We start from the raw sequence: 17,324 nt of genomic DNA on the forward strand, positions 1-17,324 counted from the left end.
CAGCAATAAAAAAATACAATTCAGCAACTTAAATTATAAATCTAACCCTTAAAAAAAGATATTTGACACACCAATAACAAATCACAATCAAAAAACAAATAATCATGACAACATTAATTAAAATCATTGTAGCTGCGGTATTAAGCCTAATGCTTTCATCGTGCAATTTTGACATGAACTTTGGCTCTGGAGTTAAAGGCAACGGAAACGTTGCAACTAAAGAAAGAAAAGTATCAAAATCCTTCTCTATCATTAAAGCTAGTGAAGGTTTAGATGTGTATTTAACCCAAGGCAATGAAGAAGGTGTAACTGTTGAAGCTGATGAAAATTTACATGAGCTTATTTTAACTGATATTGAAGATGGTGTTTTAAAAATACACACCAAACAAAACATTGGTAAAGCTAAAGCTAAAAAAATTCATGTAAGTTTTAAAAATGTTTCTGCTATTAGTGCAACTAGTGGTAGTGATGTAAATTCTACAAATACAATTTCTTCTGAAGAATTAGAATTAAAAACTACAAGTGGAAGTGATATGAGTTTAGATGTTATTACTACTGTTTTAAACTGTAAATCTACCAGCGGAAGTGATCTGCGTTTATCTGGAAAAACCCAAAAACTTATTGCTGAAGCCACTAGTGGTAGTGATATTAACGCAAGAGATTTAGAAGCAAAATCTAGCCATGTTGAAGTTACTAGTGGTGCAGATATTACTGTTAATACTTCAAAAGAACTTACAGCAAATGCTACTAGTGGAGGAGATATAAAATATTACGGAAACCCCGAAATAGTAAACAAAAATAACAGTTCTTCTGGAAGTATTAGAAAGCAATAACAATCAATATACTAATTCAATCAACCAAAAAAAGGCTTCAAAATTGAAGCCTTTTTTAATACTTACTATTAACCTTAACCTTACTTTTCTTTGACATTTAATTGAAAATAAATATCAATTTCATCATTTACATATACCAATCCCATAAATTTTTTAAAAGCTTCTAAATTATAATCAGATAAATTTAATCTTAAATCTCCTGTAATAAGAATATTATCTGCTTCAGCTTCTTTTATATTAACTAAAACATTTTGATTTTTTGTAATTCCAGCAAGCTCAATATCTATTGATGCTTGAACTCTTGAAATACTATTAATTTCACTAATTTCATTTATATAAAGTGAAATTTTAGGGTATTTATCTGCTTTTAATACTTTTTTAAAATCTTTATTTATTGCCTTACCGCCGCAATCAAAACAATTAGCATCTAGAACCAAAGCGGTTTTATTAAATATCATTTTATTGCCTTCAATATAATAATCTACACTGATAGGATTTTTAAATTGATTGATATTAAAATCACACGTAAATGTACTTACATTAGTAGTTCCCCTAACCAAAACAGAACTTTCTGGTGTTACAATAACAGCAGTACTTTTTGCAATGGTATCACTATTTGTAAATGACAATGCCATTAATATTGAAATAAAAAACAAAACTCTTTTCATGTTCTCTATTTTTAAATTTAACTTAAGTAAGGGTATTAAAGTTAAAAAATAAAACCTAAAGGTATAATGTTTAATTAAAATTTAACAACTATACACTTTAGGTTTATTGTATTTTGTTTTTTAGAAACTAATTACAGCCTCTAACATAAGACCATCAAAAGAAGCACCTTCTAAAAGGTCTCCTGTTGGATAGTCTGAATATTCTTGATTTACATATTCTGCTTTTAATAGAACATTTTTTGTCATAAACCAACCTGCTCCTAACTGAAATCTATCAATGGTAACATCATCACCACTAGCTAATTCAGAGCTTACAGTATTGTAACGACCTCCTATATAGATATTTTCATTAGAACCAAATCTATAAATAGCTTCTCCTGCAAATTGTTCTGTATTTCTTCTATCTGTTTCTGCTAAACTTCTTCCTGAAGTAAGTTCAATAGTACCAAATACTTCTAATCCACCGTATTTTACAAATGGGTTAATCATTACTGCAGTTATTTTATTACCATAAGCTGGATTAAAACGACCTGATCTAAAATTATCACTTGTAGCTGCTACATCTTGTAAAACATCATAATATCTAGATCCTGCTCTATCTGCAGCGTATAAATATACATTTTGAGAATAGCCTGTATTATAAACAGATCCTGTTAATCTAACTCTTAAGTCTTCTTCAATTTGTTTATCATATCCTAATTTTGCTAAAAATACTGCACCTCCTGTAGTTCCATCAGATTCTTCAACACTTTGATTTAATTTACCATTGGTAAATCCTAACATTCCAAAGAACCCATTACCTGTGTTATAGTAAACTTCGGCTCCAACTTCAGTAGTAAAAGAATCCATAATTAAGTTTCCAATAAATGGATTGTAAATAGCTTGAGCATTATCAGATCTTCTAAAATGAGCATCTCCATAATTGGTTTCCATATGACCAATTTTAATGGTAACATGTTTCATAAAATCTTCTAAAAAACCTTTCTGAATAAAGTCTAATTTATCTACTTGAAAATAACCTCCTTTTACATATGGTTCGTTATGGTGTCTTGAAGACAAATAGGTTCTTAAATGCATGTTTACACCATCGTAAAGCGCTACATCAAAATCTAAATTAGCTGTTGCTAAATTAAAATTACTACCTATTTCTTTTAATGTTCCGCTGGCATTTTCATTATCTAAAGCCTGAAATTGAAGTGCAAAAGAACCACCTGTTCTTACTTTTAAACTTTCAAATGTTGTAAGGGTATCCTTTTGAGGTTCAAAAACGTTAATACCTCTTTGGTCTGGTTGTCTGTAATTATCTAAATTTCTATTTTGCGCAGATAATATGAATCCTATTAAAAGGACTCCTAACAACATTACTTTTTTTACATTATTCTCCATGATTTACTTTTTTTGATTGTTATTAAATTAATTTTTCTTTATGATTTTAAAACTGTGTTAAATTTTACTGTTACTTCATCTCCGGTAGTTACTGTACCAAACAGTGCTGTTGGTGGCTCTACTTTAAAATCGGTCATTTTAAATGTTTTTTCACCTTCTAAATTTACTTTGCTACCATTAATAGTTATAGTAAAATTAATTGCGACATTTTTTTTAACTCCTGCAATTGTTAAATCGCCTTGTGCTGTAAGATTAAATTTCCCATTTCCTTTAGCTTCTACCTTTTTAACCTCTGTTAACTGAAACAAAATAGATTTATAATCTGATGTTTTTAAAGCTTCATAGGTGTTTTTATCCATAGAACGCTTACCACTTTTTAAACTTTCAGCAACTATTTCTACTTCTAGCTTACCTATTTGGCCTTTACTAATATCATCAAATAGTATTTTCCCCTTTTGCTCCTCTGCTTCTACATGCCAATCATGCAAACTTGAGGTTCCATAAACTTTTAATGAAGATTCTGAGTTAACTAAATTAAACTCTTGAGCATCAATTCTATTAACTAATAAAAAAAATAAAATTGCAACGCCACATAATAGTGTTTTCTTTTTTCTTGTTTTCATTTTTTGACTTATTTTTGATTTCCATGACAAATATCTGAGAATTCTATAATTATAATCATGATAAAAGTCATTTTATTGCATTTTATATTTATTACAAAAAAAAGCAGGTTTCTTAAGAAACCCACCTTTAAAACTAAAACAGTTTATATTATATTATGAAGAAATATGAAGTGTATCATCTGCCGCTTCGTGCCTTTTAAATACTCTAAACCCATACCAAGCTATGTATACAAAACAAGCTAGTGGTAAAATGAATGAAAAATTAACTTCAGTTACTCCTAAAATTTGAGTATCTGCAACACCATTTCCTCCTGCGTCAATTATCATTCCTTGTAATTTGGGCATTAAAGCACCTCCTACAATAGCCATTACTAAACCTGCAGATCCTATTTTAGATTGTTCTTCGGTTAAATCGCCTAATGCTATTCCGTATATTGTAGGGAACATTGAAGACATAAAAAATGATATAGCGACAAGGCAATACAAACCAACTATACCTGTAATCCAGATGGTTCCTACAACACATAATGAAGCTAATAAGGCAAAATACATTAATAATTTACCTGAACTCATAAAACGTAACATATAAGTACCTACAGCTCTACCAATAAAAAATATAACAAAAACTGCTATTTGATAATAACCCGCAGTTACACTATCTACTCCAATAGCTTCTGCGTATTGGTATATGTATGTCCAACACATAATTTGCCCACCTACATAAAGTATTTGAGCTAAAACACCTAATACATATTTTGAGTTTTTACCCAATGTTTTAAACGTATCTCCTATACTAGGCATTTCACCTTCTTCTTTAGATTGTGGCATTTTACTAACCAAGAATATTACAAAAATCCCAATAAGTACTAAACCTAAACCAACGTAAGGATTTCTTATCGCCATTAAATCTGCCGTTTTTATAGCTACTTTAGAAGCTTCATCTAATAAACTAAAATCTGCTATATCATCAGATTGAAGATTTTTTAAAACAAATTGTTGTGCTGCTATAACACCTGCTATAAGTCCTAAAGGGTTAAAAGCTTGTGCTAAATTTAAGCGTTGAGTTGCTGTTTCTTTAGGCCCCATTGCTAATATATATGGGTTTGCTGCAGTTTCTAAAAAAGCTAAACCAAAGGTTAAAACATACAAGCCTAAACAGAAAAACATAAAATTCTCGGTTTGTGCTGCAGGATAAAATAAAAGAGCCCCAGTAGCATATAACGCTAACCCTATTAAAATACCTACTTTATAAGAATACTTACGCATAAACATGGCTGCTGGTAATGCCATACTAAAATAGCCACCATAAAAGGCCATTTGTACCCATGCGGCTTCTGAGTTGGTAAGCTCTAGTACTTTTTTAAATGCCTGAACCATTGGATCTGTTACGGCATTGGCAAAGCCCCAAAGTGCAAATAAAGAGGTTACTAAAATAAACGGAATTAAAACGTTCTTTGGAACTACATCTGGTTTTGTATTCATTTATAATTTATTTAAGGTTATTTCTTAGTTGGTAAAAAATAATATTACAATGCTCTATCTAAATGTGTGTAGCCTCCATCCACAAATACTAGCTGTCCCGTAGTGTGACTTGATTTATCAGACAATAAGAAAGCTACTGCATCACCTATCTCATTTGCTGTTGTCATTCTATTTTCTAGAGGAATATTATCTGTTATTTCTTTTAAACGTGCTTCGGGGTCATCAAAAGTATTAAGCCACCTTTCATAAAGAGGCGTATAACACTCTGCAACCATTACCGCATTTACTCTAATGGAATAGGGCAATAATTCTACAGCCCATTCTCTTGTTAGCGCATTACGCCCTCCATTGGCAGCTGCATAACCAGATGTGCCACCCTGACCAGTAACCGATGTTTTAGAACCTATATTTACAATGGCTCCTTTACTCTTTTTTAATTCTGGCAATGCATGGTGTACTACCAAATAATAATGAATAAGGTTACATTTTAATGAGTAAACAAAATCTTCATAATTACCATTTTCAAGGCTTACACCATCATTTACTCCTGCATTATTAACTACACCATCTATACGTCCGTATTTTTCTATGGTTTTCTCTATTGCAATTCTAATCTGCTCTGGTTCTGTTAGTTCAGTTGTTACATAAAAGGCCTCATGGCCTTCTGATAATAGTTTTTCTACCACCTCTTTTGCACTAGGTCTATTTCTACTTAATATTACAGGTATAGCGCCTTCATTAACTAAAGATTCGGTTATTCCTAGCCCAATACCCTTAGAGCCTCCAGTAACAATAATTACTTTGTCTTTAAGTTGTAAATCCATTAATCAGTCTTCTTGTTTAGTTTCTTTTTTTGATTTTGTAAATCTACAATAAAAAATAAAACTTCATTATATCTTCTTAACATTAACAAATAATGATTTTGGTAATAATTTGGTATCTAAATTTGTACCGCTTTCATTATTTATTATACGAATTTAAACAGATGCTCTATCTATAAAATTGAATGGTACTTTTATTTTACCTTGCTGTTTATTTAGAATCATTTTTGCCGCAGTTTCTCCCATTACTTTAAAATCTGTAGACACAACAGTTATACCTAACAATTCCTTTAAAGGCGTATCATTATAAGAGATAACTCCAATATCCTTTCCTATAACAAACTCATTTTCTCTTATTTGATTTACTAAATTTACCAAATCAGATTCTTCAATGGTTATAAATAAATCTCCTTTTTTTAGAATTATATCTTTATAAACTTCATCTAAAACTTCAAAATCAATTGAATTTTCAATACAAAACTTTTTAAATCCTTTTAAAATCCGCCTAGGGTAAGGATATTGTGCTTTTTCTGGATAAATTAAAAACAGTTTTGTATAATATTTTATTTTTGAAAGCCCCGAAATTAACGCATTATAAATATCATTTTCAAAATCCTGAAAAATTTCTGTAACATCAGCACTTATTTCTGGTTTGCTGTTATCTAGTATTATTAGTTTTTCAGTTGGAATTTCACTAAGTACCTTAGTTACTTGTTCTGTAAAGCTAATGTGATATAAATCTTCGGTTTTAAAATGAGGCATAATCACAAAGTAATCATAAGCTAACTTGTTTTTATCTAGTAAGTTCAAGAACAAAGACTCATCACAATGATATACATGCAAATCTGTATAAGAATTAGCTCCAATAGTATTTATAAATGAGTTATAAATGCGCATTTTATAAGAACTCAGCTTATTTACTAAAAACAAAATATTTACTTTAGAAATTAACTTAGTTCTACTAATATAATAGCCTTTTCCTCTTATAGCCGTAATAATATTACGATCTTTTAGTATTCTATAAGCTTTTTCAACAGTATCTCTAGATAAATAAAACTCTTCACTTAAACTATTAATAGAAGGTAGTTTTTGATCTATATTGAAATTACTAATAGATATATTATGAATAACAGAATCAACTATTTGTTGATACTTTGGTATTCTAGAATATTCATCTATTTTTATGAACTTTATTATATTCATATAATCTTAAAAAGAATATTTTGATTGCTGAAAATTAAGCAAATCATAATAACCCACCAAGTTTTATAATTATTTAAAACAGCAGCAGTACAGTACAGGATACATACATTTTATAGTTAAATTATATTCGTAACATAACTTACAAAATCCATGAGTTCAAAAACCAAAACTTTTAAATACGTAGATTACCTTTGGGATGATGACAAAGCTAAATCTTTAAAAAACAATCAGGTTGATTTATTTTTATACCGCTCTAATATTTTAGGAGCAGATTTAAGAATAACCAACTACGGCGGAGGCAATACCAGTTGTAAAACTATAGAAACAGACCCACTAACTAACGAAAAGGTAGAAATTATGTGGGTTAAAGGATCTGGTGGAGACATTGGCACTTTAACACGTTCCGGAATTGCTGGTTTATATACCAATAGATTACGAAATTTAAAAAACGTATACAAAGGTTTGCATGATGAAGATAGAATGGTTGGTCTTTTTAATCATTGTATTTATGATTTAAATAGTAAAGCACCATCTATAGACACACCTCTTCATGGTTTGCTTCCATTTGCCCATATAGACCATTTACATCCAGATGCATTAATTGCTGTTGCTGCTGCCAAAGACAGCAAAAAAGTAACTAAAGAAATTTGGGGAGACACTATGGGCTGGGTACCTTGGCAACGACCTGGTTTTGATTTAGGCTTACAACTAGAAAAATGTTTGAATGACAACCCCAACATTAGAGGTATTGTTCTAGGAAACCACGGACTTTTTACTTGGGGTAATACATCTTACGAATGTTATATGAATAGCTTAGAAGTTATTGAAATGGCTTCTGAATATATTGAGACAAAAATAAAACAAAAAGGAAATGTATTTGGTGGACAAAAATTAGAAAGTTTACCAGCTACCAAACGCAAAGAAAAAGCAGCTCAATTAATGCCTTTATTAAGAGGCTTATGCTCTTCAGAAAATAGAATGATTGGTCATTTTTCTGACGACGATGTTGTTTTAGAATTTATAAATAGCAATGACTTAGAACGGTTAGCTCCTATGGGAACCTCTTGCCCAGACCATTTCTTAAGAACAAAAATTAAGCCTTTAGTATTACAACTAGATAAAAATGAAGATTTAACAAATACCGATGCTGTTTTAAAACAACTAAAACCAGCTTTTGAAGCTTATAGAAAGGAATATACTAACTACTATAATACTTGCAAAAAAAACAATAGTCCTGCAATGCGAGACCCAAACCCTGTAATAATTATTTATCCAGGTGTTGGCATGTTCAGTTTTGCAAAAAACAAGCAAACAACACGTGTTGCCAGTGAATTTTACATTAATGCAATTAATGTTATGCGTGGTGCAGAAGCTATTTCTGCATATACCTCGTTGCCTAGACAAGAAGCTTTTGATATTGAATATTGGTTATTAGAAGAAGCAAAACTACAACGTATGCCAAAAGAAAAACCACTATCTAGAAAAGTAGCATTGGTTACTGGCGCTGGTGGTGGTATAGGTAAAGCTATTGCCGATAAATTAGCTAAAGAAGGAGCAAATGTAGTATTAACAGATATTGCCGAAGAAAGACTCATTGAAGCTCAAGCCTCTTATAAACAAGATATTTCAACTTATGCTGTTTGTGATGTTACAAACCCTGAATCTATTACCTCTGCCTATAAAACCGCTTGTTTAGAATTTGGTGGTGTTGATATTATTGTTCATAGTGCTGGTTTAGCTATATCTAAACCCATTGAAGATACTACAGAAAAAGATTGGGATATTTTACAAAATGTTCTGGTTAAAGGACAATTTGAATTAGCAAAACAGGGTGTAGAGATTATGCGAAAACAAGGTTTAGGAGGAGATTTCATCAACATTGCAAGTAAAAACGGTTTAGTATCTGGCCCTAATAATGTTGGATATGGTACTGCAAAAGCAGCCCAACAACACATGTCTCGTTTATTGGCCGCAGAATTAGCTAAAGATAAAATTCGTGTTAATGTTGTTAACCCAGACGGAGTTATTGTAGGTAGTAAAATTTGGGAAGGTGCTTGGGCAGAAGGAAGAGCTAAAGCTTATGGTATTACTATTGAAGAATTACCTGCTTATTATGCTAAACGAAACTTATTAAATGAAATTATCTACCCATCTGATATTGCAAATGGCGTATTCTCATTAGTTGGCATTCTTAACAAATCTACAGGAAATATTATAAATGTAGATGGAGGGATGGCTAATGCATTTGTTAGGTAAAACACATAATTATATAAGCTATTTTTAATTAATACACAGTATTTATGAAAATTACTAAAACACATGTTAATGATATAAATCAACACTTTATTACTGAACATGAAGAAGCTTTTGATTTTTTAAGCAATCAACTTACCAAAAAGGGACATGATGTAAATGTTATAATTGATAAAATATCTAACTTTCAAGTAGCTATACCTAGTTGGGCTTTAGGTGCTGGTGGTACTCGTTTTGGTAGATTTTCATTTTATGGAGAACCCTCTAGTTTAGAACAAAAAATTGAAGATATTGGTATTTTACACACACTAACACAATCAGCTGGAGCAATATCACTTCATATTCCTTGGGATGTTCCAAAAGACTATAATGCCATAAAAGAATTAGCTTCATCTTTAAACATTCAATTTGATGCAGTAAACTCTAACACCTTTCAAGATCAAAAAAACGCAAAAGAAAGCTACAAATATGGTTCATTAAGTAATACTAGTAAAACTGTTAGAGAACAAGCTATTCAACATAATTTAGATGTTATAAATATAGGAAACAAACTGGGATCTAAAAGCTTAACGGTTTGGTTGGCTGATGGAACCTCTTTCCCTGGTCAAAATAATTTTCAAACAGCCCTTAATAACACCCAAGATAGTTTAAAAGAAATTTACAAAGGTCTTCCTGAAGATTGGAAAATGCTGATTGAATACAAACCATACGAACCTAATTTTTACAGTACAGTAATTCAAGATTGGGGCACCTCTTTTATGCTTGCTAATGAATGTGGCAATAAAGCATTTTCTCTTGTAGATTTAGGTCATCATTTACCAAACACTAATATAGAACAAATAGTTTCAATTTTAATGTTAAAAGGTAAACTTGGTGGTTTTCATTTTAATGATAGTAAATACGGTGATGATGATTTAACTGTTGGCAGCATAAAACCTTATGCCCTATTTTTAATTTTTAATGAACTGGTTTATGGTATAGAAAACAATCCTCAAAATCCAGATTTAGCGTGGATGATTGATGCAAGTCACAATGTAAAAGACCCATTAGAAGATTTACTACAATCTTTAGAAGCTATTATAGAAGCTTACACAAAAGCATTACTCATAGACCAAGAAAAATTAAAATCTGCCCAACTAAATAACGATGTTACACTTTGCCAAGACATTCTCCAAAATGCTTATAGAACAGATGTAAGACCATTACTTGAAAAAGCTAGAATTAACAATGGAGGTGCTTTGAACCCTATAAATGCTTACAGAACTTTAAATATTAGAAATACACTTATTAAAGAACGTGGAAAACACACTATTGCAACAGGTTTATAATTCATAATATGACATTAAAAGTTACAGCTGTTTTTGATATAGGAAAGACCAATAAAAAATTCTTTTTGTTTGATAAGAATTTCAAAGAGGTTTATAAAGAATACATTCAATTTGATGAAATTACAGATGAAGACGGATACCCTACGGAAAACCTTCCTCAATTACAAAAATGGCTAAAAAGTGTATTTAATAAAATTTTAGACTCAAATGATTACGATGTTGAAGCTATAAACTTTTCTAGTTACGGAGCTAGTTTAGTCCACTTAGATGAAAATGGAATCCCTTTAACACCTCTCTACAATTACACCAAACCTTTAGATAAATCAATAGTAAATAATTTTATAAAAAGGTATGGCCCAAGAGAAGACTTTCTAAAAACTACTGGCTGTTCAGACTTAACTATGTTAAACTCTGGTTTACAACTCTATTGGTTAAAATATAATAAGCCTGAAGTGTTTAAAAAAGTTAAGCTCACCCTACATTTACCTCAATATTTAAGCTATATTTTTACAGGAATACCTTTAAGTGAATACACTAGTATTGGCTGTCATACCGCTTTATGGGATTATCAAAAAAAAGATTACCATTCTTGGGTTTACAAAGAAGAATTTCATAAAATATTGCCTCCAATTGTTTCAACAGAAACAAGCATTAATATGAATTATAATGGAAAACGCATTAAAATTGGTGTGGGTATTCATGATAGTTCATCTGCACTTTTACCATATGTAAGAAGCCTAAATAAAAAATTTATTTTGGTTTCAACAGGTACTTGGAGTATTAGTTTAAATCCGTTTACAGATTCTCCCATTTCAGCTAAAAGCAATGAAAGTAACAGTATTAATTATATGCGAATTAACGGAAAACCTGTAAAGGCTAAACGTCTGTTTTTGGGTAATGAATATAAGATTCAAGTAAAAAAATTAACCGACTATTTTAGAGCTCCATATGGTTATCATAGGTTAATAAAATTTGATTATGATATTTTCTTTGATATTAACAGAAACTTTAAATACCATTATAAATGGGAAAGCATTTATGATAAAAATATGCCAAAAGAAACTATGATAACTTATGATACTTTTGAGTATGCCTATCATCAATTAATGATGGAACTCGTTCAACTTCAAATTAAAAGTATAAAAAAAGCTATAGGTGATGATAAAATCTATAGAATATACATTGATGGAGGCTTCAGTGACAATGATCTTTTTATCAAACTATTATCACATAATTTAAGAGATAAAAAACTAAGAACAACAGATGCTTCTTTAGGTTCTGCTCTAGGAGCAGCCATTGCTATTTCAGACAAAAAATTAAATTCAAAATTTCTAAAGAAAAACTATGCCCTTAAAAAACATGTACCATTTATATTAAAATAAAAAACACCAACTAAACCAATAAACATGAGTAACAATAAACATATTGAAGATGTTTCTTCTAATGAATTTGAAAGAGAACCTGTACCAAAATCTAAACTTAAAGGTTGGAAAAGTTTTTTAGGCATGTATGCAGGCGAACACGCTGCAGGCACAGAATTTATGATAGGACCTTTATTTCTAACTGCAGGTGTAAGTGCTTTCGATTTAATTATTGGTTTACTAATAGGAAACTTTTTAGCGGTATTAAGTTGGCGATTTTTAACAGCTAAAATTGCAGTTGAAAACAGGCTCACACTTTATTATCAATTAGAAAAAATATGTGGCAAAAAATTAGTAACAGGCTATAATCTAGCTAATGGCATTTTATTTTGTTTTTTAGCTGGTTCAATGATAACTGTATCTGCTACTGCAGTTGGAGTACCTTTTAATATACCAATGCCTAAGCTTACAGATACCATGCCTAATGGCTTTACATGGATTGTAATTGTACTTTGTATTGGTGCCGTTATTTCTTTAATTGCTGCCAAAGGCTATGATACTGTTTCTAAAGCTGCTAATTGGATGTCTCCTATAATCGTTATTGCTTTTGTTGTATGTGGCATTGTAGCTATTAAACAATTAAATACAACTAGCTTTTCTGATTTTTGGAATATTTGGGGAGAGGGTTCTAAACCTTTTCCTGGGCAAATAAAATACACATTTTGGCACGTAGTTATTTGGTCTTGGTTTTGTAACGCAGCAATGCATATTGGAATGTCTGATTTATCAGTGTTTAGATTTGCTAAAAAAGCAAGTTCTGGATGGACAACCGCTGCAGGAATGTATGTGGGTCACTATATGGCGTGGATAGCCGCTGCATTGCTTTATGCTGTATATTTAAAATCTCCTGAAGCATTAGCTTATTTAAGTAATGGAGAAGCACCTCCAGTTGCTCCCGGACCATTAGCTTACAATACCATTGGTGTTTTTGGGATAATAGCAGTTATTTTAGCAGGATGGACAACCGCAAACCCTACAATTTACAGAGCAGGTTTGGCTTTTCAAGCCATAACACCTAAGGTTTCTACTTTTTGGGTTACTATCTTAGCTGGAGCTATTGCAACCATTGCTGGTATATTTCCTGCTTTTGCAATGAAATTATTGGGTTTTGTTGCATTATACGGATTTATATTAGCTCCCTTTGGAGCCATTATTGTTTTTGAACATTTCTTTCACAAAAAAGTTGGAATTATTAAAAATTATGCTGAAGAAAGTAATTTAAACTTTAACAAATCTGTATTATTGGCTTGGGCTATTAGCTTCGGTTTATTTTACTATATATCAATTCAATTTGATATATTTTTATCTTTTGTTATACTACCTACATGGATATTGTGTGGTATTTTGTTTTTAGCCTTCAGTAAATATTTTCAGCATAATTAGTTTAATAAAATTAATCTGTTTTAGTAGGGGTTGATCCTAATACAAAATGCAATTCACCTCCTTCCATAATCTTTTTATGGCTTATGGTTAACCTATCATACGGTTCACCATTTAAAGTTATAGACTGAATATATTGATTTTCATCCGATTGATTTTCGGTGGTAATTTTAAACTGTTTACCATTTTCCAAATTAATAGAAGCTTCCTCTACATAAGGAGAAGTGATACTGTAAATACCTTCGGCTGGATTTATTGGATACATACCCATAGATGAAAACACCAACCACGCACTCATTTGCCCACAATCTTCATTGCCACAGTAACCATTGGGTTGGGTACTGTATTGTGTGTTTATAATTTTTCTAACCATCTCTTGGGCTTTCCAAGGCTTACCAATGTTGTTGTACAAATAGGCTACATGGTGGCTGGGTTCGTTACCGTGGGCGTACTGTCCAATCATTCCTGTGCTAAAAATTGGTAACTTATCGTTTGCAGCAGGATAATAGGTAAACATTGAATCTAACTTTTCTGTAAACCTTTCTTTACCTAAGGTATCTATCAATCCATCAATATCGTGCGGTACAAACCAAAAATATTGCCAAGCATTGCTTTCACAAAATTCTTTGGTGTATTCTTTCGCAACAAACGGACTGGTAAAGTTGCCGTTTTCATCCTTTGGACGAAAAAATGTAGATTTGGAATCGTATAGATTTTTCCAATAATTGGCGCGTTCGGCAAATGTTTTTTGAATTTCTTTTTCGCCCAATGCTTCTGCCAATTGAGCAATGCACCAATCGTCATAGGCGTATTCCAGCGTTTTAGAAACCGACCAATTTTCGTGGTGTTCTCCTGTAGGCACATAGCCCAGTTTTTTATAAACATCTATCTGCCTGCCATTTTCGTTTGCCGAAGCCACACAAGCTTCCAGGGCTTTTTTGGCATCCATAGGAATGCCCTTAAAATACGCATCTACAATAACGGGTACAGCGTGGTAACCAATCATCATATTAGTTTCATTCCCAGCCATAGACCACACGGGCAACAAGCCCGTTTCGTCGTAATGCGACAGAAAGGACTTTATCATGTCTTCGGTTTCCTTCTGTGCTAAAATGGTATACAAGGGATGAGTGGCCCTAAACGTATCCCACAACGAAAAGGTATCGTATTTGTTATAACCTTGGGCAACGTGGTTTTCTCCGTCGGCGCCTTTATAAGCTCCATCTACATCACTGTGCAAAGAAGGAGTTAAAAATACATGGTACAAATTGGTATAGAACAATTCTTTTTGGGCCTCGGTTCCTTCTATGGTTATTTTAGAAAGGAATCGTTCCCAAACGGCATCGGCTTCTTCTACGGTTTTTTCAAAATCCCAATGGGGCAATTCGGCTTCTAAATTTTTTCGGGCTCCATCAATGCTTGCTGAAGACAAAGCTACCTTGACCTTAATTTTTTCGCCTTCGGAAGTTTTATAATGGGCCACTATTTTGGTAAACGTTCCTTCTACGGTCTGTTTTTTTACTTCTTCTGATTGGTTAAACAACTGTGCCGCATCAAAAGGTTTTGAAAACTGCATAACGAAATACACCCGTTGGTCATTGGCCCATCCTTTAGATTTTCTATAGCCTACAATGGTTTGCTTATCTTCAATCGTTATTTTGGTATCTACAGGTTTATCCCAATTTAAACTATAACCCAAATCAAGGATAATTTGGCTTTCATCGTCCTTGGGGAAAGTATATTGATGAAATCCTACCCGTTGTGTAGTGGTTAATTCGGCCTTAATACCCGAACTTAACAAATCTACCGAATAATAACCCGGACTTGCCTTTTCCCTATCATGCGAAAATTTCGAATACGGTCTGTAAGCACCGTCTGGGGTTAAGCTTTCGGTAAACCTGCTATTAATCGGCATAACCAATAGATCGTACATATCGCCGGCTCCAGTACCCGATAGGTGGGTATGGCTAAACCCTGCAATGGTAGAATCTGGATAAAAATACCCTGCAATCCTATCCCACCCAGGTAAACCGTTGTCTGGACTTAACTGCACCATCCCAAAGGGCAGCACAGCGCCAGGATAGGTATTTCCCGGACCATCGGTTCCCGTAAAAGTGTTTACGTAATGGGTTAGTTTTTGGGTATGACTGCTTGTTGGTTCTTGCTTTTTTTCTGTTTTGCACGAAAAAAAACCTAAAAACAACAGTAAAAAATAGCTATAATATTTCATTGTCTTTTTATCTAGAAAATAACTTTCCTTTATTGTTTTCTTAACTGATTTACTTTTTTATCGGCATTGTTAGCAATATGCCTATCAAAATCTTGGGTATAAAGCGTAGCTATTGTGCTATATTCTTTAGGTAGGTTTTTGTAGCTTTCCCAAGCTTTATCGTATTTTTTAATCCACTTTTGTACGGCGGCATCATCGCCCTTTTTATGGGCGTAAGACATGTAAACAAGAGCTCTGTAAATTTCATATAGCCTCAAACCGTATTCTGCCGACCCTACAGCGTGGTCTTTAGCCTCTTGACCATTCCAATCTATAGCTTTTGCAAGTTCAACGATTTGCTTCCATTTCGCCACAGCTTCGTCTTTTTGGGCCAAGTTTCTTTTTTGCCTTACCTCTTCTTTAGGAACGGCAGGCCATGCAATACCTTGGTCGCGGGTCCACCATGGATTCATGTCCCTATACGTACTATTTCTACCTCTAACCACAGCTTCGGCAGATAGCAAGCACAGTTTTCTATACTTAGCAACATCGTTGTCTTTTAATTTCAATCTTTCGGTAGCATATCGATTAAAAACGGCCTCTTCGGTTTGGCTCACATCTTTAGCCCATTGTGCCATTACCCAAGAATTTAAATCGCACCACATTTCGTTTTTTATGTAAGGGCCATTCCATCCGCCACCGCGAGACCAAGTCCAAATACCAGCATACAACTCCGGTTTTCTTTCAACAAATTCCCTTATGCTTTTTATTTGGTCTTTAGGCATTCTGGCATGCTCTTCAAAACCTTCTATAACCCCATTGGCGATGTAATTGGGATACGCCCCTTTTCCTTCGTATTCGCGGGCAGATTGAACTTCTATAATTTGCTTATGCCTACCCTGTCCTATAACTTTACTAAAAGGATTGGCTCTATGAAAATCTCCTTCGCAATGTTTAACACTTATAATTAAATTTTTGTGGGGTTCTATGGCGTCGCTGACTTTCATGTACGATTCTAAATCCGTATCAAAAGACCCCCAAGTCCTAAAAATCAACAACTTGTTCCTTTTTTCTGAAATTTCTTCTTTTAAAATCTTGATTAAAGGTATGATTGTTTTTTCTGGGCTTTTCTTGTTTTCTATGGCTCCCAAATGGTAAGGCGCGTCGTGCAGATAGGTTTCTCCAATACGGACCACCAATCCATCTAAATCAGGAAATTGGTCGAACATCTCATTAATCTGTGCCCTTATGAGCTTTTCTGTTAATGGATTATTGGGGTCTCCAAAGGTATCTTCAATACCATACTTTTCAATTAAGCGTTTGGGGAACAACACCAAATCTGACATGGCATAAATGGCAATATTTGAAGCTTTGCACGCTTGGTGCATTTTTTTTATCTGTGCCGCTTTTGCATCTACCCATGCCCTATCTTTTGTTCCTTTTGGTAAAATATCCTTATCTACCGATTCCCAATTAATGGCCAGTGCAGGAGATTCGAACAAAAAATAAACCTTACCATTGTACCCCATTTCCTTTATAACTTCGGGGTTGTTGTAAGCCGAATTGTAAGGAGCCTCACCAGGGTTGTGGTGCACCATATCTAAAACCAATGGTTCTGGATTTTGGGCATTTGCTCTAATACCTACAACATTTAAGAATATTAAAATGATTACTAATTTTTTCACTAATCTTAATTTTTTCTTTTTCATTATCTTAA

13 protein-coding genes are annotated in these 17,324 nt (G+C 32.8%); 5 read left to right on the forward strand and 8 right to left on the reverse strand.

Annotated elements, in window-relative coordinates:
- Positions 1 to 104 precede the first annotated feature (104 nt).
- Positions 105 to 833: a head GIN domain-containing protein gene (locus J1D01_RS05965; RefSeq protein ID WP_421150159.1), complete on the forward strand. Its 729-nt coding sequence runs from the start codon at positions 105 to 107 to the stop codon at positions 831 to 833.
- Positions 834 to 913: 80 nt separating this feature from the next.
- Here J1D01_RS05965 and J1D01_RS05970 read toward each other — a convergent pair whose 3' ends face one another.
- The 6 genes from J1D01_RS05970 to J1D01_RS05995 form a co-directional block, all read right to left on the reverse strand.
- Positions 914 to 1,501 (reverse strand): YceI family protein, encoded by a 588-nt coding sequence (locus J1D01_RS05970; protein WP_372935447.1) that lies wholly within the window; start codon positions 1,499 to 1,501, stop codon positions 914 to 916.
- Positions 1,502 to 1,621: 120 nt separating this feature from the next.
- Entirely contained in the window at positions 1,622 to 2,887 is a 1,266-nt protein-coding gene (locus tag J1D01_RS05975; protein ID WP_421150160.1) for a hypothetical protein, read from the reverse strand.
- 38 nt (positions 2,888 to 2,925) lie between these two features.
- Positions 2,926 to 3,510, reverse strand: coding sequence for a YceI family protein (locus tag J1D01_RS05980; RefSeq protein WP_372935450.1), 585 nt, complete (start codon positions 3,508 to 3,510; stop codon positions 2,926 to 2,928).
- Between the two features lie 153 nt (positions 3,511 to 3,663).
- The gene (gene fucP, locus J1D01_RS05985; RefSeq protein ID WP_372935452.1) at positions 3,664 to 4,992 is read right to left on the reverse strand and encodes an L-fucose:H+ symporter permease; all 1,329 of its coding nucleotides are present in this window, start codon (positions 4,990 to 4,992) and stop codon (positions 3,664 to 3,666) included.
- Positions 4,993 to 5,036: 44 nt separating this feature from the next.
- Positions 5,037 to 5,816 (reverse strand): SDR family oxidoreductase, encoded by a 780-nt coding sequence (locus J1D01_RS05990; RefSeq protein ID WP_421150161.1) that lies wholly within the window; start codon positions 5,814 to 5,816, stop codon positions 5,037 to 5,039.
- A gap of 153 nt (positions 5,817 to 5,969) precedes the next feature.
- Entirely contained in the window at positions 5,970 to 7,016 is a 1,047-nt protein-coding gene (locus tag J1D01_RS05995; RefSeq protein ID WP_372935456.1) for a GntR family transcriptional regulator, read from the reverse strand.
- A gap of 150 nt (positions 7,017 to 7,166) precedes the next feature.
- Here J1D01_RS05995 and J1D01_RS06000 point away from each other — a divergent pair, with 150 nt between their 5' ends.
- Genes J1D01_RS06000 through J1D01_RS06015 form a run of 4 tightly spaced genes read left to right on the forward strand, consistent with a single transcriptional unit; the run spans position 7,167 to position 13,401 of the window.
- Entirely contained in the window at positions 7,167 to 9,272 is a 2,106-nt protein-coding gene (locus J1D01_RS06000) for a bifunctional aldolase/short-chain dehydrogenase (protein ID WP_372935458.1), read from the forward strand.
- Positions 9,273 to 9,316: 44 nt separating this feature from the next.
- A complete protein-coding gene (locus J1D01_RS06005) occupies positions 9,317 to 10,597 on the forward strand; it encodes a sugar isomerase (RefSeq protein ID WP_372935460.1) in 1,281 nt (426 codons plus the stop codon).
- Positions 10,598 to 10,605: 8 nt separating this feature from the next.
- The gene (locus J1D01_RS06010) at positions 10,606 to 11,979 is read left to right on the forward strand and encodes an FGGY-family carbohydrate kinase (protein WP_421150162.1); all 1,374 of its coding nucleotides are present in this window, start codon (positions 10,606 to 10,608) and stop codon (positions 11,977 to 11,979) included.
- Between the two features lie 24 nt (positions 11,980 to 12,003).
- Complete coding sequence (locus J1D01_RS06015; RefSeq protein ID WP_372935463.1) at positions 12,004 to 13,401, forward strand: purine-cytosine permease family protein; 1,398 nt, start codon at positions 12,004 to 12,006, stop codon at positions 13,399 to 13,401.
- Between the two features lie 10 nt (positions 13,402 to 13,411).
- Here J1D01_RS06015 and J1D01_RS06020 read toward each other — a convergent pair whose 3' ends face one another.
- Both J1D01_RS06020 and J1D01_RS06025 read right to left on the reverse strand, forming a co-directional pair.
- Positions 13,412 to 15,628 carry a GH92 family glycosyl hydrolase gene (locus J1D01_RS06020; RefSeq protein WP_421150163.1) on the reverse strand — a complete coding sequence of 739 codons (2,217 nt, stop codon included), beginning with the start codon at positions 15,626 to 15,628 and terminating at the stop codon, positions 13,412 to 13,414.
- A gap of 29 nt (positions 15,629 to 15,657) precedes the next feature.
- Positions 15,658 to 17,316, reverse strand: a complete 1,659-nt coding sequence (locus J1D01_RS06025) for a hypothetical protein (RefSeq protein WP_421150164.1) — start codon at positions 17,314 to 17,316, stop codon at positions 15,658 to 15,660.
- Between the last annotated feature and the right edge of the window lie 8 nt (positions 17,317 to 17,324).

Origin of the sequence: Seonamhaeicola sp. NFXS20, assembly GCF_049132085.1 — a bacterium.
In the GTDB taxonomy this organism is placed as follows: Bacteria; Bacteroidota; Bacteroidia; order Flavobacteriales; family Flavobacteriaceae; genus Seonamhaeicola.

Excerpts from the sequence above, each read along its gene's own strand:
- J1D01_RS05990 (WP_421150161.1), bottom strand. The coding sequence starts at position 5,816 with ATGGATTTACAACTTAAAGACAAAGTAATTATTGTTACTGGAGGCTCT.
- J1D01_RS06025 (WP_421150164.1), bottom strand. The coding sequence starts at position 17,316 with ATGAAAAAGAAAAAATTAAGATTAGTGAAAAAATTAGTAATCATTTTA.
- J1D01_RS05965 (WP_421150159.1), top strand. The coding sequence starts at position 105 with ATGACAACATTAATTAAAATCATTGTAGCTGCGGTATTAAGCCTAATG.
- fucP (WP_372935452.1), bottom strand. The coding sequence starts at position 4,992 with ATGAATACAAAACCAGATGTAGTTCCAAAGAACGTTTTAATTCCGTTT.
- J1D01_RS05970 (WP_372935447.1), bottom strand. The coding sequence starts at position 1,501 with ATGAAAAGAGTTTTGTTTTTTATTTCAATATTAATGGCATTGTCATTT.
- J1D01_RS05975 (WP_421150160.1), bottom strand. The coding sequence starts at position 2,887 with ATGGAGAATAATGTAAAAAAAGTAATGTTGTTAGGAGTCCTTTTAATA.
- J1D01_RS05995 (WP_372935456.1), bottom strand. The coding sequence starts at position 7,016 with ATGAATATAATAAAGTTCATAAAAATAGATGAATATTCTAGAATACCA.
- J1D01_RS06010 (WP_421150162.1), top strand. The coding sequence starts at position 10,606 with ATGACATTAAAAGTTACAGCTGTTTTTGATATAGGAAAGACCAATAAA.
- J1D01_RS05980 (WP_372935450.1), bottom strand. The coding sequence starts at position 3,510 with ATGAAAACAAGAAAAAAGAAAACACTATTATGTGGCGTTGCAATTTTA.
- J1D01_RS06000 (WP_372935458.1), top strand. The coding sequence starts at position 7,167 with ATGAGTTCAAAAACCAAAACTTTTAAATACGTAGATTACCTTTGGGAT.
- J1D01_RS06015 (WP_372935463.1), top strand. The coding sequence starts at position 12,004 with ATGAGTAACAATAAACATATTGAAGATGTTTCTTCTAATGAATTTGAA.
- J1D01_RS06005 (WP_372935460.1), top strand. The coding sequence starts at position 9,317 with ATGAAAATTACTAAAACACATGTTAATGATATAAATCAACACTTTATT.
- J1D01_RS06020 (WP_421150163.1), bottom strand. The coding sequence starts at position 15,628 with ATGAAATATTATAGCTATTTTTTACTGTTGTTTTTAGGTTTTTTTTCG.